The sequence below is a fragment of the Burkholderia sp. Ac-20349 genome, from assembly GCF_017104865.1.
GTDB classification, from domain to species: domain Bacteria; phylum Pseudomonadota; class Gammaproteobacteria; order Burkholderiales; family Burkholderiaceae; genus Burkholderia; species Burkholderia aenigmatica.
Genome location: NZ_JAAGPM010000048.1, coordinates 15,427 through 38,967, shown reverse-complemented (window position 1 = coordinate 38,967; position 23,541 = coordinate 15,427). Strand labels below are relative to the sequence as shown.

Below are 23,541 nucleotides of genomic sequence, written 5' to 3'. Positions count from 1 at the left end.
CGCGCCGCTCAGTGCGAGCGGCCGTCGTAGTGCGTGACCGGCAGCGCGTCGAGATCGACATCCTCGAGACAGCGCACGTTGATCGCGGCCATCGCGGTGCCGTTCGGGTGGACGCCTTCGCCGAACGTGTGAATCCCGCAGCGCTTGCAGAAGCGGTGCTTGATCACGTGCTTGTTGAACATGTAGGTCGCCAGGTTCTCGTCGGGCGTGAGCAGCGTCATGCTCGTGCGCGGCACGAACCACATCAGCGCGCCCTTGCGCTGGCAGATCGAGCAGTTGCACGCCATCACGCCCTGCAGGTCGCCTTCCGCCTCGAACTTCACGTCGCCGCAGTGACAGCTTCCGCGATAAAGCATGGTCGTCTCCCGGTGCGGCCCGTGCGCATCGACGGCGCCCCGTCGGGACACCGTTGGCCAGGCCGATCCAAGCGGGTACAGTAGCGCGCACATGCGCTGCACGCAATGTCCGGTGGTGCCCGTCCCGACCCTGCCCGAACCAAGGAACACCGTCATGCTCGAACTGCGCCCCGGCTGCGAATGCTGCGGCAAGGACCTGCCGCCCGATTCGGCCGATGCGCGCATCTGTACGTTTGAATGCACGCGGGCGGCCAGCCGTTCTGCGCGACCTGCGCCGACGACGTGCTGAAGGGCCGCTGCCCGAACTGCGGCGGCGACCTGGTCGTGCGCCCGCGGCGGCCGGCGAGCCTGCTCGCGAAATACCCGGCGTCGACCGAGCGCATCCACAAACCGGGCGGCTGCGCAAACGCCTGACGGCGCCGCACCGCTCGGGCGTGCCCGTCACGACATCTCGATCCGCGCGCGCGTCACCGCGAGCAGCGCCGCCATCGCGCGGCGCGCACCGTCCTCGTCGCGCACGCGGATCGCGTCGCTGACGGCCGTGTGCTCGGCGAGCGACGCGTTGTAGACGTCCGCGCGGCGCGCATTCAGGTGCAGTTGCGCCTCGAGCGTGCGATCGATCAGCGTGCCGAGCGGCACCAGCAGCTCATTGCCGCCGGCCTCGAGCACGCTCAGGTGAAAACGCAGGTCGGCGCGCACCCATTCGTCGACGTTGCGCGCGGCGGCCATCGCGCGCGCCGCGCCGTCGATCGCGTCGAACGTGTCCGGCGTATGCATGCGCGCGGCGAGCGCGGCCGCGTAGGGTTCGACCATCTCGCGCATCTCCTGCAGCTTCAGCGCGAACGCGAGCGGCGGCGCAACGCGCGCGTACCAGTCGAGCAGGTCGGCGTCGAGCAGGTTCCATACGCCGCGCGGCCGCACGCGCGTGCCGATCTTCGGCCGCGATTCGACGAGCCCCTTCGACGTGAGCGTACGCAGCGCCTCGCGCATCACCGTGCGGCTCACGCCGTACATCTCCATCAGGTCGGGTTCCCGCGGCAGCAGCGACTCGGGCGGGTAGTCGCCGCGCAGGATCGCCGTGGCGAGCCGGAAGGCCGTCTGTCCATGCAGGTCGCGTCGAATGATGGTTCTCCGTTATGCCGGTACCCGGGCGGGCCGGCTGCCCGCTATCTCACTATCTGCACAATAGTGCTATTAATACTATTTTTTATCGGGCTACGCTAGGATAACCGCGAAAGCACGCGACCGTGCGCCGCGCCCGACTGCCCGCGCCGGTCAACCCTGGAGACCCGCATCGTGAAAATCACCCGCCTCGAAACCTTCGTCGTCCCGCCGCGCTGGCTGTTCCTCAAGATCGAAACCGACGAGGGCATCGTCGGCTGGGGCGAGCCGATCGTCGAAGGCCGCGCGCACACGGTCGAGGCCGCGGTACAGGAACTGGCCGACTACCTCGTCGGCCGCGATCCGCTGCTGATCGAGGATCACTGGCAGGTGATGTACCGCGCGGGCTTCTACCGCGGCGGCCCGATCATGATGAGCGCGATCGCGGGCGTCGACCAGGCGCTGTGGGACATCAAGGGCAAGCATCACGGCGTGCCCGTGCATGCGCTGCTCGGCGGCCAGGTGCGCGATCGCATCAAGGTGTATTCGTGGATCGGCGGCGACCGGCCGAGCGACGTCGCGAACAATGCGCGCGCGGTGGTCGAGCGCGGCTTCAAGGCCGTGAAGATGAACGGCTCCGAGGAGCTGCAGATCGTCGACACCTACGACAAGGTCGAGCAGGTGATCGCGAACGTCGCAGCGGTGCGCGACGCGGTCGGCCCGCACGTCGGGATCGGCGTCGACTTCCACGGCCGCGTGCACAAGCCGATGGCGAAGGTGCTCGCGAAGGAGCTCGACCCGTACAAGCTGATGTTCATCGAGGAGCCGGTGCTGTCGGAGAACGTCGAGGCGCTGCGCGACATCGTCAACCAGACCAACACGCCGATCGCGCTCGGCGAGCGGCTGTACTCGCGCTGGGACTTCAAGCACATCCTCGCGGGCGGCTACGTGGACATCATCCAGCCCGACGCGTCGCACGCGGGCGGCATCACCGAGTGCCGCAAGATCGCGACGCTCGCGGAGAGCTACGACGTCGCGCTCGCGCTGCACTGCCCGCTCGGCCCGATCGCGCTTGCCGCATGCCTGCAGCTCGACGCGGTCAGCTACAACGCGTTCATCCAGGAACAGAGCCTCGGCATCCACTACAACCAGGGCAACGACCTGCTCGACTACCTGCGCAACCCCGAGGTGTTCCGCTACGAGGATGGCTTCGTCGCGATCCCGCAGGGCCCCGGGCTCGGCATCGACGTGAACGAGGAGAAGGTGCGCGAGATGGCGAAGACGGGCCACCGCTGGCGCAACCCGGTGTGGCGACACGCGGACGGCAGCGTCGCCGAGTGGTGAGCGCGATGCGCAGCGTGCGGCTGCGGCCCGCGCGGTAGGTATCGATGCAAAAACGGCTGCCCGACGGGCAGCCGTTTTTGCATGCGCGCTGCGACGCCCGGCACGTGCCGGGTGCGCGCGGGCGGCCTTGCGGCGCGCCTCTCCGCGCAAGCCTTGCCGTCAGCCGAGGGCTGCGAACCCCGGCACGCTGAACGACAGCACCGCGGCCGCGACGAACACGCCGATCATCGTCAGCGCTTCGAGATGCAGGATGTTGCGGAACGTGTGCGCATCCTCGGTCGATGCGGTGCGGCGCAGGCGCGGCAGCGCCGAGAAGCGGTTCAGGCCGCCGAGCACGAGCGCGAGCGCGACGAGCAGCAGCTTCAGCAGCAACACGCGCCCCCACGTGCTGCCGTCGAGCGGCGCGAGCGAACCGCCGAGCCCGCGAATCGCGTTGAGCACGCCGGTGCCGAGCACGAAGACGACCGCGACGATCGACGTCCGCGACAGGTGCTGGCCGATGCGGATCAGCGCGCCGCGCGCGACCGACGAACCGAGCGCCGGCAGCACCGCGAGCCCGCCCGCGAGCACGAGGCCGCCCCACACGGCCGTCGCGAGCAGGTGCAGCGTCTGTACGCCGACCGCCGCGGACAGCGCGCCCGAATCGGCCGCATGGCCGAGCGACGCCTTGCCGGCCGCGACCACGATCACCGCGAGCCACAGCACCGCATGCGCGACCGGGCCCTCCGGCTTGGCCAGCGCGACGATCGCGAGCACCACGGCGCCGCCGAACGCGACGCTCCACGCGAAGCCCGTATGCGTCTGCGTCAGCATGACGGGAATCGCGGCGAACGCGCCGCCGAGCCCCGCCCCGCTCATCGTCGCGGCCTCGTAGACGAGCCAGCCGAGATCCGCGAGCACCAGCGCCAGCGCCGCCGCGGCCAGCGAATGTTGCGCGCGCAGCCAAGCGGGATGCGACGGCGCGACGACCGGACGGGCGCCGTCCTTGCCGAGCCATGCCTTGAGCAGCGCCGAGCCGACCGCCATCGCGAACGCGGCGTCCATCAGTGCCGCGAGCGCGACCTGACCGATCCACAAGCTGTCGAACTTCATCGCGCACACCCTCCCGACAGCGGCAGGCCGACGGAGCGGCGGCAACGGGACGGACAGCGTGAGGAAGGCAACGGCACGGTAGAAAACGTCATCGATGAATCCGGAAACGGGAGAAATGACTGGACCTGCGGCGGAGGCGGCGCCGCGCGACCCGCGAGTGTACGGTCTTCGATGGTGAAAACGCACGCCGGTTCACACCAGCACGTCGCAATGCGCGTCAAATTGTCGCAAGTCGCAAACGGACAGGAACCGATGACCTTTTGCCAAATAGCCGTCATTACCCATCGATGATAGAATGCCGCGTCGCAGCAGCCCGGCTGCCTTGCCGTCATGCGCCGAGCCGATCGTAGCCCGGACAACAGGTCCCCGTCGAATAAACATGGAGTCTCGTGTGTCTTCAAGACGCCTCTTCCGTCCGCTGCTCGCCGTTCTGATGTTCGGCGGCGCGGGCCTTATGAGCGCTGCCCAAGCGCAGACCAAGCCCACGGAGCAAGCGCAAGCCCAGCAGGCGCCGCTCAAGGCACCCGATACCATGGCCGAGCGCGTGCGCGGCTGTACGGCCTGCCATGGTGTCCATGGCCAAGGCACCGACAACGACTACTTCCCGCGTCTTGCCGGCAAGCCGGCCGAGTACCTGTACAACCAGCTCGTCAACTTCCGTGACGGCCGGCGCAAGTACCCGCCGATGAACTACCTGCTGACGTACCTGAACGACGACTACCTGCGCGAAATGGCCGAGCACTTCTCGGCCGAACGCCCGCCGTACCCGGCGCCGGCGAAGCCGACGCTGCCGGCCGCGACGCTCGCGCGCGGCAAGCAGCTCGTCACGCAAGGCGATCCGTCGCGCAAGCTGCCGGCCTGCGTGGCCTGCCACGGCGCGACGCTGACCGGCATGCAGCCGGCGATCCCGGGCCTGGTCGGCCTGCACGCCGACTACCTGAGCGCGCAGATCGGTGCATGGCGTTCGGGCAACCGTCACGCGAAGGCGCCCGATTGCATGCATGAAGTCGCTTCGAAGCTTTCCGACGAAGACGTGACCGCCGTGACCGCATGGCTCGCCGCGCAACCGGCGCCCGCCAACCCCGTGCCGGCTCCGGCGCGTTCGATGAAGACTCCGCTCGCCTGCGGCAGCGAACCGCAATAAGGCAAGGGAGACAGACACAATGAAACGCAAGTCCCTGTTTGCACTCTCGGCCGTCGCGATCGTCGCGGCTGCCGCCCTCGTGCCGGTCCTGTGGCCGGGCAACGACACGCTGCACGGCGCTTCCGCCGTCGCGGCCACGCCGGCCGACCAGGCCGCGCTGATCAAGAAGGGCGAATACCTCGCGCGCGTCGGCGACTGTATCGCGTGCCACACCGTGCGCGGCGGCAAGTCGTTCGCGGGCGGCCTGCCGATGGCGACGCCGTTCGGCACGATGTACACGCCGAACATCACGCCGGACGACAAGGACGGCATCGGCAAGTGGACGTCGGACGACTTCTACCGCGCGATGCACACCGGCCGTTCGAAGGATGGCAGCCTGCTGTACCCGGGCTTCCCGTTCGCAAGCTACACGAAGGTCACGCGTGCGGATTCCGACGCGATCTACGCGTACCTGCGCTCGGTCGCGCCGGTGTCGGTGCCGAGCCGTCCGCATGAACTGAAGTTCCCGTTCAACAACCGCAACCTGCTGATCGGCTGGCGCACGCTGTTCTTCAAGGAAGGCGAATACAAGCCGGATCCGACCAAGTCGGTCGAATGGAACCGCGGCGCGTACCTCGTCGAAGGCCTCGGCCACTGCTCGATGTGCCACACGTCGATCAACATGATGGGCGGCCCGGTCAGCTCGGCAGCCTTCGCGGGCGGCCTGATTCCGCTGCAGAACTGGTATGCGCCGTCGCTGACGAACGACAAGGAACTCGGCCTCGGCGACTGGCACGTTGAAGAGCTCTCCAACCTGCTGCAGGCCGGCGTGTCGAACAAGGGCGCCGTGTTCGGCCCGATGGCCGACGTCGTGCACAACAGCCTCCAGTACATGAACGACGAAGATACGCGCGCGATGTCGACGTATCTGAAGTCGATCCCGCAGAAGGCTGAAGCGCCGAAGAACATGCAGTACGAGCCGTCGAAGCAGTTCGGCAACGCGCTGTTCGACCAGGGCAAGAAGATCTACGCGGACAACTGCGCGACCTGCCACGCCGCAACCGGCGCAGGCAAGCCGCCGGCGTATCCGCCGCTCGCGGGCAACCATTCGATCGTGATGGAATCGGCAGTCAACCCGATCCGCATGGTGCTGAACGGTGGCTATCCGCCGAGCACGTTCAAGAATCCGCGTCCGTACGGGATGCCGCCGTTCGCACAGTCGCTGTCGAACCAGGAAGTTGCGGCGGTCGTCACGTATATCCGGATGTCGTGGGGCAACAACGGTACGCCGATCTCGCCGCAACAGGTGAGCGACCTGCGTTCCGCGCCGCTCGACTAAGAAGCGGCTGACACAAACGGGGCGCGGCTGCGGGAAACCGCGGCCGCGCCCTTTTGCATTTTGCATTTTGCGATGTCACCTCCCGCGCGGGCCGCGCGAGACGTCGCCGATCATAAAACTGAAGAGTGGTATCTATGTCTTTCGAATCTCTCGGCTTGGCCGAACCGCTGGTCAAGGCGGTCAACGAGCTCGGCTACACGTCGCCGACCCCGATCCAGCAGCAGGCGATCCCGGCCGTCCTCGGCGGCGGCGACCTGCTCGCCGGCGCGCAGACGGGCACCGGCAAGACCGCCGGCTTCACGCTGCCGATCCTGCAACGCCTGCATACGTTCTACGCCGAGCATCGCGGCGCAAAGCGCGCGGTGCGCGCACTGATCCTCACGCCGACGCGCGAACTCGCCGCCCAGGTCGAGGAAAGCGTCCGTGCGTACAGCAAATACCTGAAGCTGCGCTCGACCGTGATGTTCGGCGGCGTCAGCATCAATCCGCAGATCGATGCGCTCAAGCGCGGCGTCGACATCGTCGTCGCGACGCCGGGCCGCCTGCTCGACCACATGCAGCAGAAGACGATCGACCTGTCGGATCTCGACATCCTCGTGCTCGACGAAGCCGACCGGATGCTCGACATGGGCTTCATCCACGACATCAAGCGCGTGCTCGCGAAGCTGCCGCCGCAGCGCCAGAACCTGCTGTTCTCGGCCACCTTCTCCGATGAGATCAAGGCGCTCGCCGACAGCCTGCTCGACTCGCCCGCGCTGATCGAGGTCGCCCGCCGCAACACGACCGCCGAAAGCGTCGCGCAGAAGATCCACCCGGTCGACCGCGATCGCAAGCGCGAACTGCTCACGCACCTGATCCGCGAACACAACTGGTTCCAGGTGCTCGTGTTCACGCGCACGAAGCACGGTGCGAACCGGCTTGCCGAGCAGCTGACGAAGGACGGCATCAGCGCGATGGCGATCCACGGCAACAAGAGCCAGTCGGCCCGCACGCGCGCGCTGGCGGAGTTCAAGAACAGCACGCTGCAGGTGCTCGTCGCGACCGATATCGCCGCGCGCGGGATCGACATCGACCAGTTGCCGCACGTCGTCAACTTCGACCTGCCGAACGTGCCGGAAGACTACGTGCACCGGATCGGCCGCACGGGCCGCGCGGGCGCGACCGGCGAAGCCGTGTCGCTCGTGTGCGTCGACGAAAAGCAACTGCTGCGCGACATCGAGCGGCTGATCAAGCGCGAGATTCCGCAGGAAGTGATCGCGGGCTTCACACCCGATCCGAACGCGAAGCCGGAGCCGATCCAGCAGCGCCGCGGGCAGCAGCAGCCGCGCGGCGGTGGTGGCGGTGGCGGCGGCAATCGCCAGCCGCGCGCAGGCGGCTCAGGCCAGCCGGCCGCGAAACGCGACGGCAACGCGCAACCGAAGGCTTCTCAGCAGAAGGCCGCGAAGCCGCGCACGCAAGGGCAAGGCGGCGCCGGCGGCAGCGGCGGACGTCCGGCCGGTGGCGGCAACAGCGCACGCCCGGCGAGCGGCAATGCCGCGCACCCGAACCGCAACCGTTCGTCGCGCAGCGGCCAGCGCGGTCACTGAAGCCGCGCGGCCGCGCGCCGCAGGTGCTCGACCTGGCGTTGCCAGCGCGCGAGCACCGCGGCGCGCTCCCCTTCCAGCGTGAACGTGACGCCTGTCGCGAGACGCGCATAGCCGACCCGCTGCGCATCGCCGTGCGCGATCGTCGCAGCGAATCCGGCCAGTCCGCCGAAATCTCCTTCGAGCGGCGCCATCCTCAATTGCGCCTGAAAGAACGCGCCGTCCGCGACGAGCGTCAACGCGGCCGTACGCCGTTGCGCGATCGCGCGCGCCGCACGCGATTGCGGCCAGAGCGCCAGCAGCAGCGTGCGCGCATCGTGCGCATAGATCTCGCCGACGCCGAGCAGTGTCGTGCGCAACTGGCCGTCGTCGGTTGCGACGATCAGCGAGGCGGCGACGTCGGCATGACGCTCGAGCGCGGTGCCGTCGAACAGCGAGACGACGGCCGGCGGCCACGCATCGAACGTCCATTGTTCGAGCGCGTGGCGATGGGTATCGGTCATGATGGCGTGGCCCCGGTGGAAAGCGGATGAAGACTCCGCAGCATACGCGCGTCGGGCCGCGCCGCGGCGATCAGCGCAGGAACACGTGCCGCGTGATCTTGGTGAGCGGATAGTGGACGCCCGGCTGGATCTTCGCGGGCAGGTCGAGCGGCTTGAGCAGCATCTTCACGCACATGTCGGCCGACAGGTTGCGCCGCACGAGCTTGCTGATGCGCGCGGCGCGCTCGCGGTTGTACTGGCTGTCGCCGACACGATCCGGATAACGGACCGCGAACACGTGGCGCAGCGCGATCTCGGAATCCTCGTTCTTGATTTCCATCACGCGGCGCGCCAGCGCGCCGAGCACCGCGAGCCGGCCATTGCCTTCGAGCTGGTTGTACTTCTTGAAGAACTTGAAGAAGTGCTTGTAGTGACGCACTTCGTCCGTACGGATGTTGTCGGTGATTTCCTTCAGCACGGGCTCGTCCGAGCATTCGTTGATCGCGCGATAGAGCGTGGCCGTGCCCGTCTCGACGACGCAGCGCGCGACCATCTCGAGCGCGCGGGTCTTCTCGAACGCCTCGACCTTGCAGGTCTTCGAATACTCGGCGAAGAAATTCGCGAACGCGGTGTCCCAGTCGAACTCCGGCCACACGTGCGCGATGTACGCCTTCAGCGCGCGCCCGTGCTGCAATTCTTCGTGCTCCCATGCATTGTTGAGCCATGCGGAGACTTCCGGATCGTCGTTGAAGAACTGGCTCAGATTGCTCGTGTAGAGATCCGAGCCGCTTTCGATGAACGACGACGCGCACAGCAACAGCAACAGATCCTCGTTCGCGGCGGCACGCTGACGATCGATCCGGTTCAGATCGATGTCCTCGATGCGCCACGGCATCACATGCGTCGTTTTGGTGTCCATGGTGGTGCGCTCCCAGTCGTCGCGCGGGGGCCGGCCCATGCCTTCGGCACAGGCGCCAACCGTCCCGCAGGCGGCGTTTTACTTGCGTTATATAGTGGATTGGTCCGGCCGAACCATGCTGGCATCTTAGCCGGACTTTGACGTTCGTGCTCCAAGCACTGACCATACCGGACCAGCGCAGTTCCACGGCGTCTGTTGCCGTTGGTTAGACGAGTCCTTCAAACCGCTTGCGCCCGCTCGCCGATACGGCCGCGGCAAACGAAACGGGCGGCCGTTCGGCCGCCCGTGAAGCGCAGGAAATGCCGGCGAAAGCCGGCGGCAATCCGTCAGAATCCCGCTGCCAGACCGTCGCGCCGGCTGTCGCTCGCGGCCACGTAGCCGCGTTCGCGATCGTCGCGATCGAGACGCCAGATGAACTGCCCCGAACCGAAATCCATGTAAGGATCGTCGATCGACTTGATCGTATGGCCGCGTGCGGCCAGTGCCTCGACGGTCGCGCGATTCATCGTCGCTTCGACGTCCAGCGTGAAGTCGCGGTTGACCTTCCAGCGCGGCGCATCGCAGGCAGCCTGCGGTTGCTGCCCGTAGCCGAGCATCCGCACGACGGTCTGCAGGTGCCCTTGCGGCTGCATGTCGCCACCCATCACGCCGAAGCTCATCACGGCCTCGGTGCGGCCGTCGACCTCCTCGGTGACGAACGCCGGAATGATCGTGTGAAACGGCCGCTTGCCGCCCGCGACGACGTTCGGCGAAGCCGGGTCCATCGAGAAGCCGTGCCCGCGGTTCTGCAGCGCGATGCCGGTGCCGGGCACGACGAGCCCCGAGCCGAAGCCCATGTAGTTCGACTGGATGAAGCTCACCATCATCCCGCGCTCGTCGGCCGCCGACAGGTAGACCGTGCCGCCCGAATGCGGCCGGCCGGCGCCGAAGTGCGTCGCGCGCGCGGGATCGATCAGCTTCGCGCGTTCGGCGAGATACGCGTCGTCGAGCATCTGCTCGGGCGTGACGTCCATCGCGCGCGGATCGGCGACGTAACGATAGACATCGGCGAACGCGAGCTTCATCGCTTCGATCTGCAGATGCTGCGAGTCGACCGAATCGACTGGCCATTCGGTCAGGCCCGCGTGCTCGGCGATCCCGAGTGCGATCAGCGCGGCGATGCCCTGCCCGTTCGGTGGAATCTCGTGGATCGTGTGATGGCCGAAGCGCTTGCCGATCGGTTCGACCCATTCGGGCCGGTAGGCATGCAGGTCGGCGGCGGTCAGCGCGCCACCGCCTTCGCGGGAGAACGCCGCGATGCGCTCGGCGAGCACGCCCTCGTAGAACGCGCGGGCGCCCTCCTTCTGCAGCGTGCGCAACGTCTGCGCATGGCCCGGCAGGCACATGCGCTCACCCACCTGCGGTGCGCGGCCGTGCGGCATGAAGGTGTCCGCGAAACCCGGCAGCCCCTTGAGTTCCGGCACCGCGGCCGCCCACTTGTGCGCAACGATCGGCGGCACCGCATAGCCGCGCTCCGCGATCTCGATCGCCGGTTCGAGCAGGTCCGCGAACGGCAGCGAACCGAATTTCGCATGCAGCGCCTCCCAGCCCGCGATCACGCCCGGCACGGTGACGGTATCCCAGCCGCGCGTCGGCTTGTTCGCGATGCCGTTCGCCGCCTCGCCGTGGCGCTGGCGGAAATAGTCGACGTTCCATGCGGCCGGCGCGACACCCGACGCGTTCAGCCCGGACAGCCGCTCGCCGTCCCACACGAGCGCAAACGCGTCGCCGCCGAGTCCGCACGACACGGGCTCGACGACCGTGAGCGCGGCCGCCGCGGCCAGCGCCGCGTCGACCGCGTTGCCGCCCTTCCACAGCATCCGCAGGCCGGCCTGCGCGGCGAGCGGGTGCGACGTCGACACGACGTTGCGCGCGAACACCGGAATACGGGTCGTCGGATACGGGTTGTGCCAGTTGAAGCCAGTCATCGGTTCCACCTCGTCGAAAGCTGAATGAACGCGCCGGACGCGCACCCGCGTGCGCGCGCAATCCGCCATTGCAGCGCGATCGGCGCAATCGCACAAATTCATTTGTCACATCAATCCATGCGGTTTCCGCATGAATAGTGGGCAACCGTGCCGGCCGGGCCGGCCTAACGCCGTTGCCGCCCTTACAATACCCGCTCCGTCTCACGACACGACCATCGAGCCATGACCCGAGATCCCCGCCTCACCCTCAACGCGCGCCAGCAGGAATTGCTCGAATGGGTGCAGCGCGACGGCTTCGTGACGGTCGACGATCTCGCCGCGCACTTCGCGGTGACGCCGCAGACGATCCGCCGCGACGTGAACTGGCTCGCCGACCTGAACCTGCTGCGCCGCTACCACGGCGGCGCGAGCCTGCCGACCAGCTCGGAGAACGTGTCGTACACGGCGCGCCAGCGGATGTTCCACGACGAGAAGCGGCGCATCGCGGCGCTCGCGGCGTCGCACATTCCCGACCAGGCATCGCTGTTCATCAACCTCGGCACGACCACCGAGGAAGTCGCGCGCGCGCTGAACCGTCACCACGGGCTGCACGTGATCACGAACAACCTGAACGTCGCGTCGATGATGAGCGGCTACCCCGACTGCGAGGTGCTGATCACGGGCGGCATCGTGCGGCCGTGGGACAAGGGGATCGTCGGCGAACTCGCGATCGACTTCATCCGCCAGTTCAAGGTCGACTACGCGATCATCGGCACGTCGGCGATCGAGGCCGACGGCACGCTGCGCGACTTCGACACGCGCGAGGTGCGTGTGGCCGAGGCGATCATGCAGCATGCGCGCACCGTCTATCTCGTGACCGACCATTCGAAGGTCGGCCGCCCCGCGCTGGTGCGCCAGGGGCATTTGAGCCAGGTGCACGCGCTCTTCACCGACAAGCCACTGCCGCCCGAGATGGCCGACACCGTGGCGGCCGCGGGCACCCAGGTGTACGTCGCGGAGTGATGGCTCCGATGCTGCAGCGCACCTGAAACTTCAAGTGAAATCAAGAAGTTGGCGTCGCAAGCAAACCGCTTGCGCGCGGCCGGGCTGTCAAACGGAAAATTAACGGGGCACGATTTGTCGTTGCCTGCGCGCTCGACTAGACTCCAGTTCCCCGGCCCGTTCGGCCGTTCCGCCTGTGCCAGGGCGCGGACGAATGACATGGCCGGCGAATGCAGCTTTTCCCCCCAAGCCATACCCCGCTGGGTATCGCGCGTCGGCTTTTGCGCCGGCCGCGCGGGCTGACTGGTCGCCATGGAGAGAACGATGCTGAGTCCGCATGAATTCGCCACGCTATTGCTTGTGAAGGACGCTCCCGATCAAACCCATATGGATCGGGACGAAATCGACGCACTGCTGGAGCAGCAGCTCGTTCGCCTGGAAGGGCTCGGATCGGGGCGCAAATACTGCGTGACCGAAACCGGCGACGCCGCGCTGCGATCCATCAAATACCGCTATTCGTAAAACCACACCGCTCGTCACCTGACCGCGCCGCCCGCATGCCGGGCCGCGCGGCCATTTCCGCTTCCCGCTCGCCGCCCCGCCGCAGCCTGCTTCAGCCGCCGCGCAGCGTCGGATCGACCGCCGCCCGCCAGCTGATGGCCTGCGCGCGCGCACCGTTGAAGTAGGCGATCCAGCCGGCACGCGCCGCCGCGTCGGGTGCCGCATAGTGCGTCGAAAGTTCGTTTACGAACGCACAATAGTTCGCTTCGGTCAGCCCGCGATACCGTTTCGCCACGTACGCGTCGTACAGCGTCGAATAGACCGGCTGCGCATCCGCGCCCCAGTCCCGCGCCGTGCCGCCACACGACGTCTGCAGGTCGACGAACGACGGCGCCCGCCAGTTGCCGGCAAGCGGCGGCGTGCCGGCACTGCAGCCCGCCAGAAGGACGGCGCACACGCCGGCCCACATCCCAATACGCATGATTCACCTCGCGAAACGGTCGATTCCGCCAGTATCGTCCGGGATCGCGCCGTGCGCTACTGGCCCCGCTTTTTCGAACTTTACTTTTTCGATTTCGTTCGTTAAATTTCGAATTCGAACATTTTCTGTTCACCCATTTCCCTCAGACGATAAGGACAGCAGGTGACCCAACCGAATCGCTACGATCTGCTCGTCGTCGGCGGCGGCATCAACGGCGCGGGCATCGCGCGCGATGCGGCCGGCCGCGGCCTGTCGGTCATGCTCTGCGAGCAGGACGATCTCGCGTCGCACACGTCGTCGTGCAGCACGAAGCTGATTCACGGCGGCCTGCGCTACCTCGAGTACAACGAGTTCGGACTCGTGCGCAAGGCGCTGCAGGAGCGCGAGACGCTGCTGCGCGCGGCGCCGCACATCATGTGGCCGCTGCGCTTCGTGATGCCGCACATGCCGAACCTGCGTCCGGCCTGGCTGATCCGCATCGGCCTGTTCCTTTACGATCACCTCGCGAAACGCGAACTGCTGCCCGGCTCTCGCGGCATCGACATGCGCCGCCATGCGGCCGGTGCGCCGCTGATCGATTCGATCAAGCGCGGCTTCGTCTATTCGGACGGTTGGGTCGACGACGCGCGCCTCGTCGTGCTGAACGCGATGGATGCGAAGGAGCGCGGCGCGGAGATCCTGACGCGCACGAAGCTGGTGTCCGCCGAACGTCGCGGCGACGAATGGGAAGCGCGGCTGCAGCACGCCGACGGTTCGATCCGTGTCGTGCATGCGCGCGCGATCGCGAACGCGGCCGGCCCGTGGGTCGGCGAAGTGCTGAAAGGCGCGCTCGGCCGCGGCGCGCACCACAGCGTGCGGCTCGTGAAGGGCAGCCACATCATCACGCGCCGCCTGTTCGATCACGATCACGCGTACATCTTCCAGAACCCGGACAAGCGGATCATCTTCGCGATTCCGTACGAACACGATTTCACGCTGATCGGCACGACCGACGTCGAATACACGAACGATCCCGCGAAGGTTGCGATCGATCGCGACGAGACGCAGTACCTGTGCGACTCGATCAACCGCTACTTCAAGCGCAAGATCTCGCCGGCCGACGTGCACTGGACCTACTCGGGCGTGCGCCCGCTGCTGGAAGACGAGAACGCCGCGAACGCATCGGCCGTCACGCGCGACTACCGCCTCGAGCTGGACGACGGCGCGGGCGCCCCGCTGCTGTCGGTGTTCGGCGGCAAGATCACCACCTTCCGCAAGCTCGCGGAAGAAGCCGGCGACATGCTGTGCGGCGTGCTCGGCCGCGACGCGAAGACCTGGACGGCCGGCGTCGCACTGCCGGGCGGCGATATCGCGAACGCGAAGTTCGACGCTTTCGCCGATACGTTCGCCAAACGCCATGCGTGGCTGCCCGCCGCGCTCGCCCGCCGCTATGCGCGCGCCTACGGCACGCGCGCGGAGCGCGTGATCGACGGCGCGAAGTCGCTCGCCGATCTCGGCACCGAAATCGCACCGGGCATCCACGACGCCGAACTGCGCTACCTGCGCGATGCCGAATGGGCAACCTGCGCGCAGGACGTGCTGTGGCGCCGCTCGAAGCTTGGCCTGCACGTGGCGCCTGGCACGCTCGACGCGGTGACCGCCGCGGTCGACGCGTGGTTCGCCGCCGCGCACGCGCCGCAGGCCTGATCCGAATGCAGTTGCAGTTGCCGTACCGACGTTGACTCACCGACGCGCCGCCCCACGCGGCGCGCATCACAACTAAGCCAAATCCACGGATGGAGATGAGAGACATGCAGGATCAGTACATCCTCGCGCTTGACCAGGGCACCACGAGTTCCCGCGCGATGCTGTTCGATCGCCAGGGCAATATCGTTTCGATCGCCCAGAAGGAATTCGAGCAGATCTACCCGCAACCCGGCTGGGTCGAGCACGACCCGCAGGAAATCTGGTCGACGCAAGCCGGCGTCGCCGCTGAAGCCGTCACGCGCACGGGCCTGAACGGCACGTCGATCGCCGCGATCGGCATCACCAACCAGCGTGAAACCACGATCGTCTGGGATCGCGAGACGGGCCAGCCCGTGTACAACGCGATCGTCTGGCAGGATCGCCGCACGGCCGACTTCTGCGACTCGCTGAAGGCGCAGGGCTTCGAGGCGAAGGTGCGCGCGAAGACCGGCCTGCCGATCGATTCGTACTTCTCAGGGACCAAGATCCGCTGGATTCTCGACAACGTGCCGGGCGCGCGCGAGAAGGCCAAGCAGGGCAAGCTCGCGTTCGGCACCGTCGACAGCTGGCTCGTGTGGAACTTCACGAAGCACGAACTGCACGTGACCGACGTGACGAACGCGTCGCGCACGATGCTGTTCAACATCCACACGCGCGAGTGGGACAACGAACTGCTCGACATGCTCGACATCCCGCGCAGCATGCTGCCGGAAGTGAAGGCATCGTCGGAAATCTACGGCCACACGAAGACCACCGTGTTCGCGTCGAAGATCCCGCTCGCGGGCATCGCGGGCGACCAGCAGGCGGCGCTGTTCGGCCAGATGTGCACGACGTCCGGCATGGTGAAGAACACCTACGGCACCGGCTGCTTCCTGATGATGAACACCGGCGACAAGCCGATCGAATCGAAGAACAACCTCGTCACGACGATCGCCTGGCAGATCGGCGACAACGTGCAGTACGCGCTGGAAGGCAGCATCTTCATCGCGGGCGCGGTGGTGCAATGGTTGCGCGACGGCGTCGGCATCATCAAGTCGGCCGCTGAGATCGAAGCGCTCGCCGCGAGCGTGCCGCATACCGACGGCGTCTATCTCGTGCCGGCCTTCGCGGGCCTCGGCGCACCGCACTGGAACGCGCGGGCGCGCGGCTCGGTGTTCGGCGTCACGCGCGGCACGACCTCCGCGCACCTCGCACGCGCGGCGCTCGATTCGATCGCGTACCAGTCGCTCGACGTGCTGGCCGCGATGGAAGCCGACTCGGGCATCAGCATCGGCGAGTTGCGCGTCGATGGCGGCGCGAGCGCGAACGACCTGCTGATGCAGTTCCAGGCGGACCTGCTCGGCGTCGACGCGGTGCGTCCGCAGATCACCGAGACGACCGCGCTCGGCGCGGCCTACCTTGCGGGCCTCGCGATCGGCTACTGGAAGAACCTCGACGAAGTGCGCGACCAGTGGCAGCTCGATCGCCGCTTCTCGCCGTCGATGCCGAAGGAGCAGGTCGAACGCTGCATGTCGGGCTGGCAGCGTGCGGTGCGCGCCGCGAAGGCATGGGCCGACGACGCCCAGTAATCCTCAGACATCCAGACGAAATACAACAACACCGGCGGACCGCGCAACGCGCGAGTCCGCGATGACATACGAGAGACAACCATGTCACCTTATATTGCAGAGTTCATCGGCACAGCGATCCTCGTGCTGCTCGGCAACGGCGCGGTCGCAAACGTGCTGCTTGCAAAGACCAAGGGCAAAGGCGCGGACCTGATCGTGATCGTGATGGGCTGGGCGATGGCCGTGTTCGTCGCCGTCTACGTGACCGCGTCGTTCAGCGGCGCACACCTGAACCCGATCGTCACCATCAGTCTCGCGCTCGCGGGCAAGTTCGCGTGGTCGAAAGTCGGCGGCTACATCCTCGCGCAGATGCTCGGCGGGATGGCGGGCGCCTTGCTCGTGTGGCTCGCGTATCGCCAGCACTTCGCGAAGGAAGCCGATGCGGACCTGAAGCTCGCGGTGTTCTGCACGGCACCCGCGATCCGCAGCGTCACGCACAACGTGCTGACCGAAGCGATCTGCACGTTCGTGCTGATCCTCGGCGTGCTGTACCTCGCGTCGCCGCAGGTTGGTCTCGGCGCACTCGACGCACTGCCTGTCGGCCTGCTCGTGCTCGGCATCGGCATCTCGCTCGGCGGCCCGACCGGCTATGCGATGAGCCCCGCACGCGACCTGTCGCCGCGCATCATGCACGCGCTGCTGCCGATCCCCGGCAAGCGCGACAGCGACTGGCGCTATGCATGGGTGCCCGTCGTCGGCCCGCTGCTGGGCGGCGCCGCGGCGGCCGGCCTGTACCTGCGCCTGCACGCGATGGCCTGAACGCGGGCCTGAGACGAAGCGCGTGGCAATCGACCCGCGCGCGCTTCGGCAACAGGCTCGTTCGCCTGACCGCCGGCACGCCGGCATAGCGGCGCGGGTATCGCACCCGTGCCGCTTCTCCCCTCCTTCGCACCGTTCCCACGGTCCGTGGCGCGCGCCAGTTGCACATCGCGCGCATCGTTTCGCTACCTGCCGCCCGCCTCTCCGATCAGCGATTTCAGCTTCACGTTCACGTCCACCACTGCGGTCGGCGTCACGTCAGCCCCACGCTCGACCAGCATCCGCGCAACCCGCATTTCCTTGACGAACCCCGACGCGCGGCCGAACCCGCTCGCCGCGACGAGCCGCGCATCGGCGTCGAAATGGAAATGGATCTCCGCGTCGTCGCCGAGCACGCGCGCGACCGACCGCTCGCCGAGCGCCGGCTCACCGGCCACCTGCAACTGCGCGTCGTATTGATCCGACCAGAACCACGGCATCTCGCGATACGGCTCGTCGGCGCCGAGCATGTTGCGCGCGGCGACGCGCGCCTGGGTCTCGGCGCCGTGCCACGTCTCCTGCCTGACCGGCCGCCCCGACAACGCACTCGGAAACACCGCGACGTCGCCGGCCGCGTAGATGCCGCGCGCCGACGTCTCGAGCCGCGCGTTCACGACGATGCCGCGCTCGACTGCGAGGCCCGCATCGCGCGCCAGCTCGTCGGCCGGCTCGATGCCGATACCGGCGACGACCGTGTCGGCGATCAGCGTGTCGCCGTCGTCGAGCACGACGGCCAGCGCACCGCCCGCCGTGCGCTCGATCGCAACCGGCTTCCGGTTCACGCGAATGGCCACGCCCTGCCGTTCGTGAAGCGCGTGCACGCGCGCCGCGATCGTCTCCGGCACCGCGCGCCCGAGCAGGCGCGTCGCCGCATCGAGCACCGTCACGCGACAGCCGCGCAGTCGCGCCGACGCCGCGACTTCGAGACCGATGAAGCCGCCGCCGATCAGCACGATCCGCGCATCGGGCACGAGCCGCGCGCCGAGTGCCGTTGCGTCGTCGAGCGTGCGCAACGCAAACACGCCGTCGAGCGTCGCGCCCGGAATCGTCAGGCGACGCGCGCGGCCACCGGTCGCGAGCAGCAACGCGTCGTAGCCGAACACGCTGCCATCCGACACGCGCACTTCGCGTGCGCCCGGATCGATGCGCTCGACCGTCGCGACGACCGGCTCGATGCGATCGGCCGCCCACGCGTCCGGATCGCGCAACCGGCACTGCGCCGCGCTGCGCTCGCCGGTCAGCACGCCCTTCGACAACGGCGGCCGCTCGTACGGCAGGTGCGCCTCCGCGCCGATCAGCACGATCCGCCCGCCCCAGCCTGATTCGCGCAGCACCTGCGCCGCGCGGCCGCCCGCGTGGCCCGCGCCGACGATCGCCATCACCCGGTCGTTCGTCATCGCGTCACACCTCGATCAGGATGCGGCCGTCTTCGATCTTCGCGCGGTACGTGCGCAGCTTCTCGCAGGCGGGTGCGGACAGCGGCCGGCCGTCGCGGACGTCGAAGCGCCCGTTGTGCTTCGGGCATTCGATCACGTGGTCGATCACGAGCCCGTCCGCGAGATGCACGTGCTCGTGCGTGCACAGGCCGTCGCTCGCATAGACTTCGCCGTCGATGCGGTAGATCGCGTATGTGTGGCCGGCATGGTCGAAGCGCGCGACGTCTTCGTCGTCGATGTCGTCGAGCGCGCCGGTGTCGATCCATTGCGTCATGTTGCGTGTCTCCTGGGTGGGAAGGGTCGTTGTCGGTCACGCACGCGCGGCATCCGGCACGGGCCGCACGACGTAATCGGTCGGGTCGCGAGTCTGCCGGACCAGCGCCGGCACGATCTCCGCATACGCGGCCAGCGTGCTGCGGTACGGCGGCGGCATGTCCGCCTTCACCGCCTCGTGCAGCTTCGGCAGCGCGTGGAACGGCACCATCGGGAACATGTGGTGCTCGACGTGGTAGTTCATGTTCCAGTACAGGAAGCGGAACACCGGATTCATCATCACGGTCCGGCAGTTGCGGCGGTGATCGAGCACGTTCTCGGGCATCCCCGCGTGCTGCGTGAGGCCGAAATACAGGTATAGCCACGCGCCGTAGAGGCTCGGCAGCCCGATGTAGAGCAGCGGCAGGATCGTGCGCCAGTAGAGCGAAGCACCGGTCACGAGCGCGTACACCGCGAGATGGATGCGAGACTCGCGCACCACCTTCGGCCGTTCCGATTCGGGCACGTAGGTACGCTCGTCGTCGTCGAGCCGGCCGGTGAACGCAATCGCGATCATCTTGCGCAGCTCGCCGGCCACATGCTTCAGCGCGACGACGTTCAGCGCGAGCGAAAGCCAGTCGGTCGGCTTCGGCGCGGCGATTTCCGGATCGCGCCCGACGACCAGCGTATCGGTGTGATGGCGCGCATGGCTCCAGCGCCATGCCGTCGCGCGGCGGAACACCTGGAACGACGCGACCTGGTACAGCACGTCGTTCATCCAGCGCGTGCGGAACGCGGTGCCATGCCCGCATTCGTGCCAGCGCGAGTCGGCCGGGCTGCAGTAGAGCGTGCCGTACACGAAGAACGCGGGGATCGCCCACGCCGAATGCGCGCGCCACGCCAGCCATGCGAGCACGCCACTGATCGCGATCGCCGCGTACCAGAGCAGCGTGTCGCGGATCGCGCGCGCGTCGCCGCGCTGCATCAGCTGCTTCATCAGCGGCCGCGGCACCGCGCACCGGTACCACTCGGCGTTGACGAGCCCGGCCGCGTGCGCGCGCTCGCCGGCACCGCCGATCATCCGGTATTCCTGACGGCGCGCCGCCGTGCGGTCGTGCGCCTGGTCGTCGAGATGAACCACGTGCGTCTCCTTGATTCCTTGTCCGTAGGAAGCGCGGCAAGCGCTTCGGCATGGAATCAAAATTAGGCCCGCGGCCGCCTCCGCTCAATCGAAACGTTGACGAAATTTCGCCATCGCTTTAGCGTTCCTCGCATCGCCACGTCTCGATGGCGACACCACGATGGAGACAACCATGGCAGGCGAATCCGGGCCGCGCTGGCGCAAGCGCACCGCGCGCTTCGACGAGATCGCGGCGCTCGCCGGGGTCAGCACGACCACCGTCGACCGCGTGCTGAACGAGCGCGGCAGCGTGTCGGCGCAGGCGCGCGAACGCGTGGTGGCGGCTGCGCGGCAGCTCGGCGTGCCGCGTCAGCTGCCCGACACGCGGCACGGGCTGATCCATGTCGACGTGCTGCTGCCGGATACCGACGCAGCATTCTTCCGGCGGCTGCAACTGGCGCTGCAGCGCTCGCTGCAGATGCTCGACCGGCGCGTGGTCGTGCACCGGACGATCCTGCCCGCCGCCGACGACGAGCGGGCCGCCGCGCTGATCGAAAAGCCCGCGTACCGACGCGCGGCACTGATCGTGACGGCGCGCGACACGGCCCGTGTACGCGACGCGCTGGCCGGCGCGATCGCGCGCGGCGAGACCGTCGTCACGATGGTCACCGATATCGGCGGCGTCGACCGCGTGCACTTCGCGGGCATCGACAACTACCGGGCCGGGCGCACGGCCGGCTACTACATCGGCCGCCTGGCGGCACGCCCCGGCCGCGTGCTGCTGCTCGGCGGGCGCATGGGCTACCGCGCGCACGCCGACCGGATGGCCGGCTGCCGAGACCAGCTCACCGAAGCGTTCGCCGCCGTCCGCTGCGACGACGACCCGGTCGAAACGCTCGACCAGGACGACCGCTGCTACCGCGCTGTGACGAAGGCGCTGCAGGCGCACGACGACGTGGTCGCGATCTACAACAGCGGCGCCGGTTCGGCCGGCATCGAAGCGGCGCTGCGCAAGGCCGGCGCCACCGGCCGGGTCGTGTGGATCGGCCACGAGATGATCGACCTGCATCGCACCTTCATCGAAGCCGGCGCGATGGACCTCGCGATCGACCAGGATCCGGACGGCCAGGTGATTTCCGCGCTGCAACACGTGCTGCATGCGTGCGGGATCGTCGAACAGCCGCCGCCGGCCGACCCGGTCGAATTCCGCGTGTTCTGTCCGGCGAACGTGAGGACCAGCGCCTACCTGCCAGCCTGAATCCCGCCGCTGGGTGAAGCGTTTGTCGCACCGTCTGTCGCACCGCATGCGCGTTGCGAAAAAATCGACCGCCGCATTGGCGATTTTTCGCCAACGTTTGTCATGCAGCCCGCGCCGCGCATCCGTACATTGGGCAGCCAATCCCATGACAACGGCGGACAGGAGACGATGGCTGAACCGATCCTCATCGGCGTGAACCTCGACGGCGTGCTCGAACACGACGGCCTGCCGTTGCCCGCCCCCGCCGAACGCTTCCGGAGGGTCGCCGACGCCGGTGCATTCGACTACGTCGAAAAGAACCCGGCGCGCGGCGAGGACCTGTCGCCGTATTTCGCGCTGGTCGAACGCCACGCGCTGCCGATTCGCGTGATCGGCGGCATCTGGTGCGCGGGCCGCGACGAAGCACACGTCGCCGAAATCGTCGACGCGGGTGCGCGCTTCGGCAGCACGGTGCTCAACTGCCAGTTGCTCGCGCATCACGCGGACGGTCATCCGCTGTCGGATCGCGAAGTCGCCGATTTCTACCTGCGCACTTACGAGCGCGGCGAGCCGGCCGGTTGCCTGCCGAGCCTCGAAGTGCACGTCGACATGTGGAGCGAGGATTTCACACGCATCGCGCGCGTCGCGCGGCATGTCGAGCAGGCCGGCGCGCCGTTCCGGATCACGCTCGATCATTCGCACCTGCTGTTCAAGATCGGCAATCGCGCCGAACTCGATGCATCGGGCCTGCGCGAAGCGGCCGACGGCGGCCGCCAGATGCTCGACCCTGCGTCGCCCGACGCCCTCTACACCGACTGGATCGCGCGCGGCTGGGTCCGGCATGCGCATGCGCGCAGCGTGATGCCGAACAATCCGGATAACCCTTGGATGCGCCGCGCCGACGGCAGGCCCGGGCGCGGCATCCAGTATCCGTTCGTCGCGCCCGCACCGGGCGCCTATCACGGCGCATGGCGCGCGGCGGCGCTCGACACGTGGAAGGCCGCGCTTCGGCACTTGCTGGAATCGCAGGTCCACGCACAACCGTCGCGACTCGAACAGATCAGCTGCGAGTTCATCCCGTTCCCCGACTACGGCGGCGGCGCGCGCTATTCGATCTTCGACAACAACGTCGCGTGCGCGCACTGGCTGCGCGACACGTGGCATGCCCTCGCCGCGCCGTCGACAGCCGGCCTCGCGCGCACCGGCACCTGATTCGAACCCGCCCCCACTCGAACCCCAAGGACAGAACGATGACGCAAGCCTTCCATTTTTCGCTGAACCGGATGAGCGCGCCGCGCTTGCCGCTCGACCGTTACGTCGCGCTGTGCAAGCGCCTCGGCGTCGACACGATCGAGATCCGCAACGATCTCGACGGCGTCGAGATCGCCGACGGCACGCCGGCCGCCACCGTGCGCGCGACGGCCGAAGCCGGTGGCGTAACGATCCTGACGATCAACGCGTTGCAGCGCTTCGAGCAATGGAGCGCCGAGCGCGCGGACGAGGCGACCGTGCTGGCCGACTACGCGACGCAATGCGGCGCGCGTGCGCTGGTGCTGTGCCCGACCAACAGCCGGAGCGACACGCGCAGCGCGGACGTGCGCCACGCCGATCTCGTGAAAGCGCTGAAGGCGCTCAAGCCGATCCTCGCCGCGCGCGGCCTGCTCGGCTTCATCGAGCCGCTCGGCTTCGAGGAATGCGCGCTGCGCCGCAAGTCGGATGCGGTGAAAGGCATCTACGACGCGGCGGGAGAACAGGTGTTCCGGCTCGTGCACGACACGTTCCACCACCACCTGTCGGGCGAGGACATCTTCTTCCCGAACCTGACGGGCCTCGTCCACATCTCCGGCGTCGAGGAAGACGACCTGCCGGTCGACCGGATGCGCGACGGCCACCGCGTGCTGGTCGGCGGCGCCGACCGGCTCGGCAATATCCGGCAACTGCGCGAACTGCTCGCGCGCGGCTACCGCGGCGCGTTCTCGTTCGAGCCGTTCGCCAACGAAATCGCCGAAGCCGACGACATCGAGGATCGGCTGCGGGCGAGCATCGACTACGTGCGCGGCGAACTGGCGGATCAATGACAGCCGCCACGGCACACGG

The 23,541-nt window shown here is 67.8% G+C and carries 23 protein-coding genes and 1 pseudogene; 13 read left to right on the top strand and 11 right to left on the bottom strand.

Annotation, left to right across the window (positions count from 1 at the left end; genetic code table 11):
• Positions 1–8: 8 nt before the first annotated feature.
• Positions 9–356, bottom strand: coding sequence for a GFA family protein (locus G3N61_RS17630; RefSeq protein ID WP_043190717.1), 348 nt, complete (start codon positions 354–356; stop codon positions 9–11).
• A 154-nt stretch (positions 357–510) separates the two neighbouring features.
• Between G3N61_RS17630 and G3N61_RS17625 the strand changes: the two are divergent.
• Positions 511–770 (top strand): annotated as a pseudogene (locus G3N61_RS17625) (DUF1272 domain-containing protein).
• A 27-nt stretch (positions 771–797) separates the two neighbouring features.
• Here the strand turns inward: G3N61_RS17625 and G3N61_RS17620 are convergent.
• Positions 798–1,430 carry an FCD domain-containing protein gene (locus G3N61_RS17620; RefSeq protein WP_235995892.1) on the bottom strand — a complete coding sequence of 211 codons (633 nt, stop codon included), beginning with the start codon at positions 1,428–1,430 and terminating at the stop codon, positions 798–800.
• A 222-nt stretch (positions 1,431–1,652) separates the two neighbouring features.
• On the opposite strand from G3N61_RS17620, the gene dgoD reads away from it, so the two are divergent.
• A complete protein-coding gene (gene dgoD, locus G3N61_RS17615) occupies positions 1,653–2,801 on the top strand; it encodes a galactonate dehydratase (RefSeq protein ID WP_043190713.1) in 1,149 nt (382 codons plus the stop codon).
• Between the two features lie 159 nt (positions 2,802–2,960).
• Here dgoD and G3N61_RS17610 read toward each other — a convergent pair whose 3' ends face one another.
• Complete coding sequence (locus G3N61_RS17610) at positions 2,961–3,893, bottom strand: CopD family protein (RefSeq protein WP_205823197.1); 933 nt, start codon at positions 3,891–3,893, stop codon at positions 2,961–2,963.
• Positions 3,894–4,085: 192 nt separating this feature from the next.
• Positions 4,086–4,274 carry a hypothetical protein gene (locus G3N61_RS17605; RefSeq protein ID WP_143331030.1) on the bottom strand — a complete coding sequence of 63 codons (189 nt, stop codon included), beginning with the start codon at positions 4,272–4,274 and terminating at the stop codon, positions 4,086–4,088.
• Between G3N61_RS17605 and G3N61_RS17600 the strand changes: the two genes are divergently transcribed.
• The 3 genes from G3N61_RS17600 to G3N61_RS17590 all read left to right on the top strand — a co-directional run bounded on the left by G3N61_RS17600 (position 4,273) and on the right by G3N61_RS17590 (position 7,941).
• A complete protein-coding gene (locus tag G3N61_RS17600; RefSeq protein WP_043190709.1) occupies positions 4,273–5,037 on the top strand; it encodes a c-type cytochrome in 765 nt (254 codons plus the stop codon). The genes G3N61_RS17605 and G3N61_RS17600 overlap by 2 nt on opposite strands.
• A gap of 19 nt (positions 5,038–5,056) precedes the next feature.
• A complete protein-coding gene (locus G3N61_RS17595; protein WP_043190707.1) occupies positions 5,057–6,355 on the top strand; it encodes a cytochrome c in 1,299 nt (432 codons plus the stop codon).
• A 134-nt stretch (positions 6,356–6,489) separates the two neighbouring features.
• The gene (locus G3N61_RS17590; protein ID WP_043190706.1) at positions 6,490–7,941 is read left to right on the top strand and encodes a DEAD/DEAH box helicase; all 1,452 of its coding nucleotides are present in this window, start codon (positions 6,490–6,492) and stop codon (positions 7,939–7,941) included.
• Here the strand turns inward: G3N61_RS17590 and G3N61_RS17585 are convergent.
• From G3N61_RS17585 to G3N61_RS17575, 3 genes are all read right to left on the bottom strand, one after another.
• Positions 7,935–8,441 (bottom strand): hypothetical protein, encoded by a 507-nt coding sequence (locus G3N61_RS17585; protein WP_089451228.1) that lies wholly within the window; start codon positions 8,439–8,441, stop codon positions 7,935–7,937. The two genes, G3N61_RS17590 and G3N61_RS17585, sit on opposite strands and share 7 nt — an antisense overlap.
• Before the next feature lie 70 nt (positions 8,442–8,511).
• Positions 8,512–9,339, bottom strand: a complete 828-nt coding sequence (locus G3N61_RS17580; RefSeq protein ID WP_043190698.1) for a ferritin-like domain-containing protein — start codon at positions 9,337–9,339, stop codon at positions 8,512–8,514.
• Between the two features lie 326 nt (positions 9,340–9,665).
• The gene (locus tag G3N61_RS17575; protein WP_205823196.1) at positions 9,666–11,306 is read right to left on the bottom strand and encodes a gamma-glutamyltransferase family protein; all 1,641 of its coding nucleotides are present in this window, start codon (positions 11,304–11,306) and stop codon (positions 9,666–9,668) included.
• 222 nt (positions 11,307–11,528) lie between these two features.
• Between G3N61_RS17575 and G3N61_RS17570 the strand changes: the two genes are divergently transcribed.
• Positions 11,529–12,308, top strand: coding sequence for a DeoR/GlpR family DNA-binding transcription regulator (locus G3N61_RS17570; RefSeq protein WP_006493999.1), 780 nt, complete (start codon positions 11,529–11,531; stop codon positions 12,306–12,308).
• Positions 12,309–12,611: 303 nt separating this feature from the next.
• The gene (locus tag G3N61_RS17565) at positions 12,612–12,809 is read left to right on the top strand and encodes a hypothetical protein (protein WP_011353109.1); all 198 of its coding nucleotides are present in this window, start codon (positions 12,612–12,614) and stop codon (positions 12,807–12,809) included.
• A gap of 91 nt (positions 12,810–12,900) precedes the next feature.
• On the opposite strand, the gene G3N61_RS17560 is transcribed toward G3N61_RS17565, so the two are convergent.
• Entirely contained in the window at positions 12,901–13,269 is a 369-nt protein-coding gene (locus G3N61_RS17560) for a hypothetical protein (protein WP_164462622.1), read from the bottom strand.
• 162 nt (positions 13,270–13,431) lie between these two features.
• Here G3N61_RS17560 and glpD point away from each other — a divergent pair, with 162 nt between their 5' ends.
• The 3 genes from glpD to G3N61_RS17545 all read left to right on the top strand — a co-directional run bounded on the left by glpD (position 13,432) and on the right by G3N61_RS17545 (position 17,360).
• Entirely contained in the window at positions 13,432–14,955 is a 1,524-nt protein-coding gene (glpD, locus tag G3N61_RS17555; protein ID WP_043190692.1) for a glycerol-3-phosphate dehydrogenase, read from the top strand.
• A 104-nt stretch (positions 14,956–15,059) separates the two neighbouring features.
• Complete coding sequence (gene glpK, locus G3N61_RS17550; RefSeq protein ID WP_043190690.1) at positions 15,060–16,562, top strand: glycerol kinase GlpK; 1,503 nt, start codon at positions 15,060–15,062, stop codon at positions 16,560–16,562.
• A gap of 81 nt (positions 16,563–16,643) precedes the next feature.
• Positions 16,644–17,360, top strand: a complete 717-nt coding sequence (locus G3N61_RS17545; protein ID WP_011353113.1) for an MIP/aquaporin family protein — start codon at positions 16,644–16,646, stop codon at positions 17,358–17,360.
• A gap of 185 nt (positions 17,361–17,545) precedes the next feature.
• Here the strand turns inward: G3N61_RS17545 and G3N61_RS17540 are convergent, their stop codons facing one another.
• The 3 genes from G3N61_RS17540 to G3N61_RS17530 are packed head-to-tail and all read right to left on the bottom strand — an operon-like array spanning position 17,546 to position 20,228.
• Positions 17,546–18,796, bottom strand: coding sequence for an FAD-dependent oxidoreductase (locus tag G3N61_RS17540; protein WP_205823195.1), 1,251 nt, complete (start codon positions 18,794–18,796; stop codon positions 17,546–17,548).
• A gap of 4 nt (positions 18,797–18,800) precedes the next feature.
• Positions 18,801–19,109 (bottom strand): non-heme iron oxygenase ferredoxin subunit, encoded by a 309-nt coding sequence (locus G3N61_RS17535; protein ID WP_011353115.1) that lies wholly within the window; start codon positions 19,107–19,109, stop codon positions 18,801–18,803.
• 36 nt (positions 19,110–19,145) lie between these two features.
• Positions 19,146–20,228, bottom strand: a complete 1,083-nt coding sequence (locus tag G3N61_RS17530; protein WP_205823194.1) for a fatty acid desaturase family protein — start codon at positions 20,226–20,228, stop codon at positions 19,146–19,148.
• Positions 20,229–20,400: 172 nt separating this feature from the next.
• Between G3N61_RS17530 and G3N61_RS17525 the strand changes: the two genes are divergently transcribed.
• From G3N61_RS17525 to G3N61_RS17515, 3 genes are all read left to right on the top strand, one after another.
• Positions 20,401–21,465, top strand: coding sequence for a LacI family DNA-binding transcriptional regulator (locus G3N61_RS17525; RefSeq protein WP_205823193.1), 1,065 nt, complete (start codon positions 20,401–20,403; stop codon positions 21,463–21,465).
• A gap of 168 nt (positions 21,466–21,633) precedes the next feature.
• Positions 21,634–22,656 (top strand): xylose isomerase, encoded by a 1,023-nt coding sequence (locus G3N61_RS17520; protein ID WP_205823192.1) that lies wholly within the window; start codon positions 21,634–21,636, stop codon positions 22,654–22,656.
• 38 nt (positions 22,657–22,694) lie between these two features.
• Positions 22,695–23,522 carry a TIM barrel protein gene (locus tag G3N61_RS17515; RefSeq protein WP_205823191.1) on the top strand — a complete coding sequence of 276 codons (828 nt, stop codon included), beginning with the start codon at positions 22,695–22,697 and terminating at the stop codon, positions 23,520–23,522.
• Positions 23,523–23,541 lie beyond the last annotated feature (19 nt).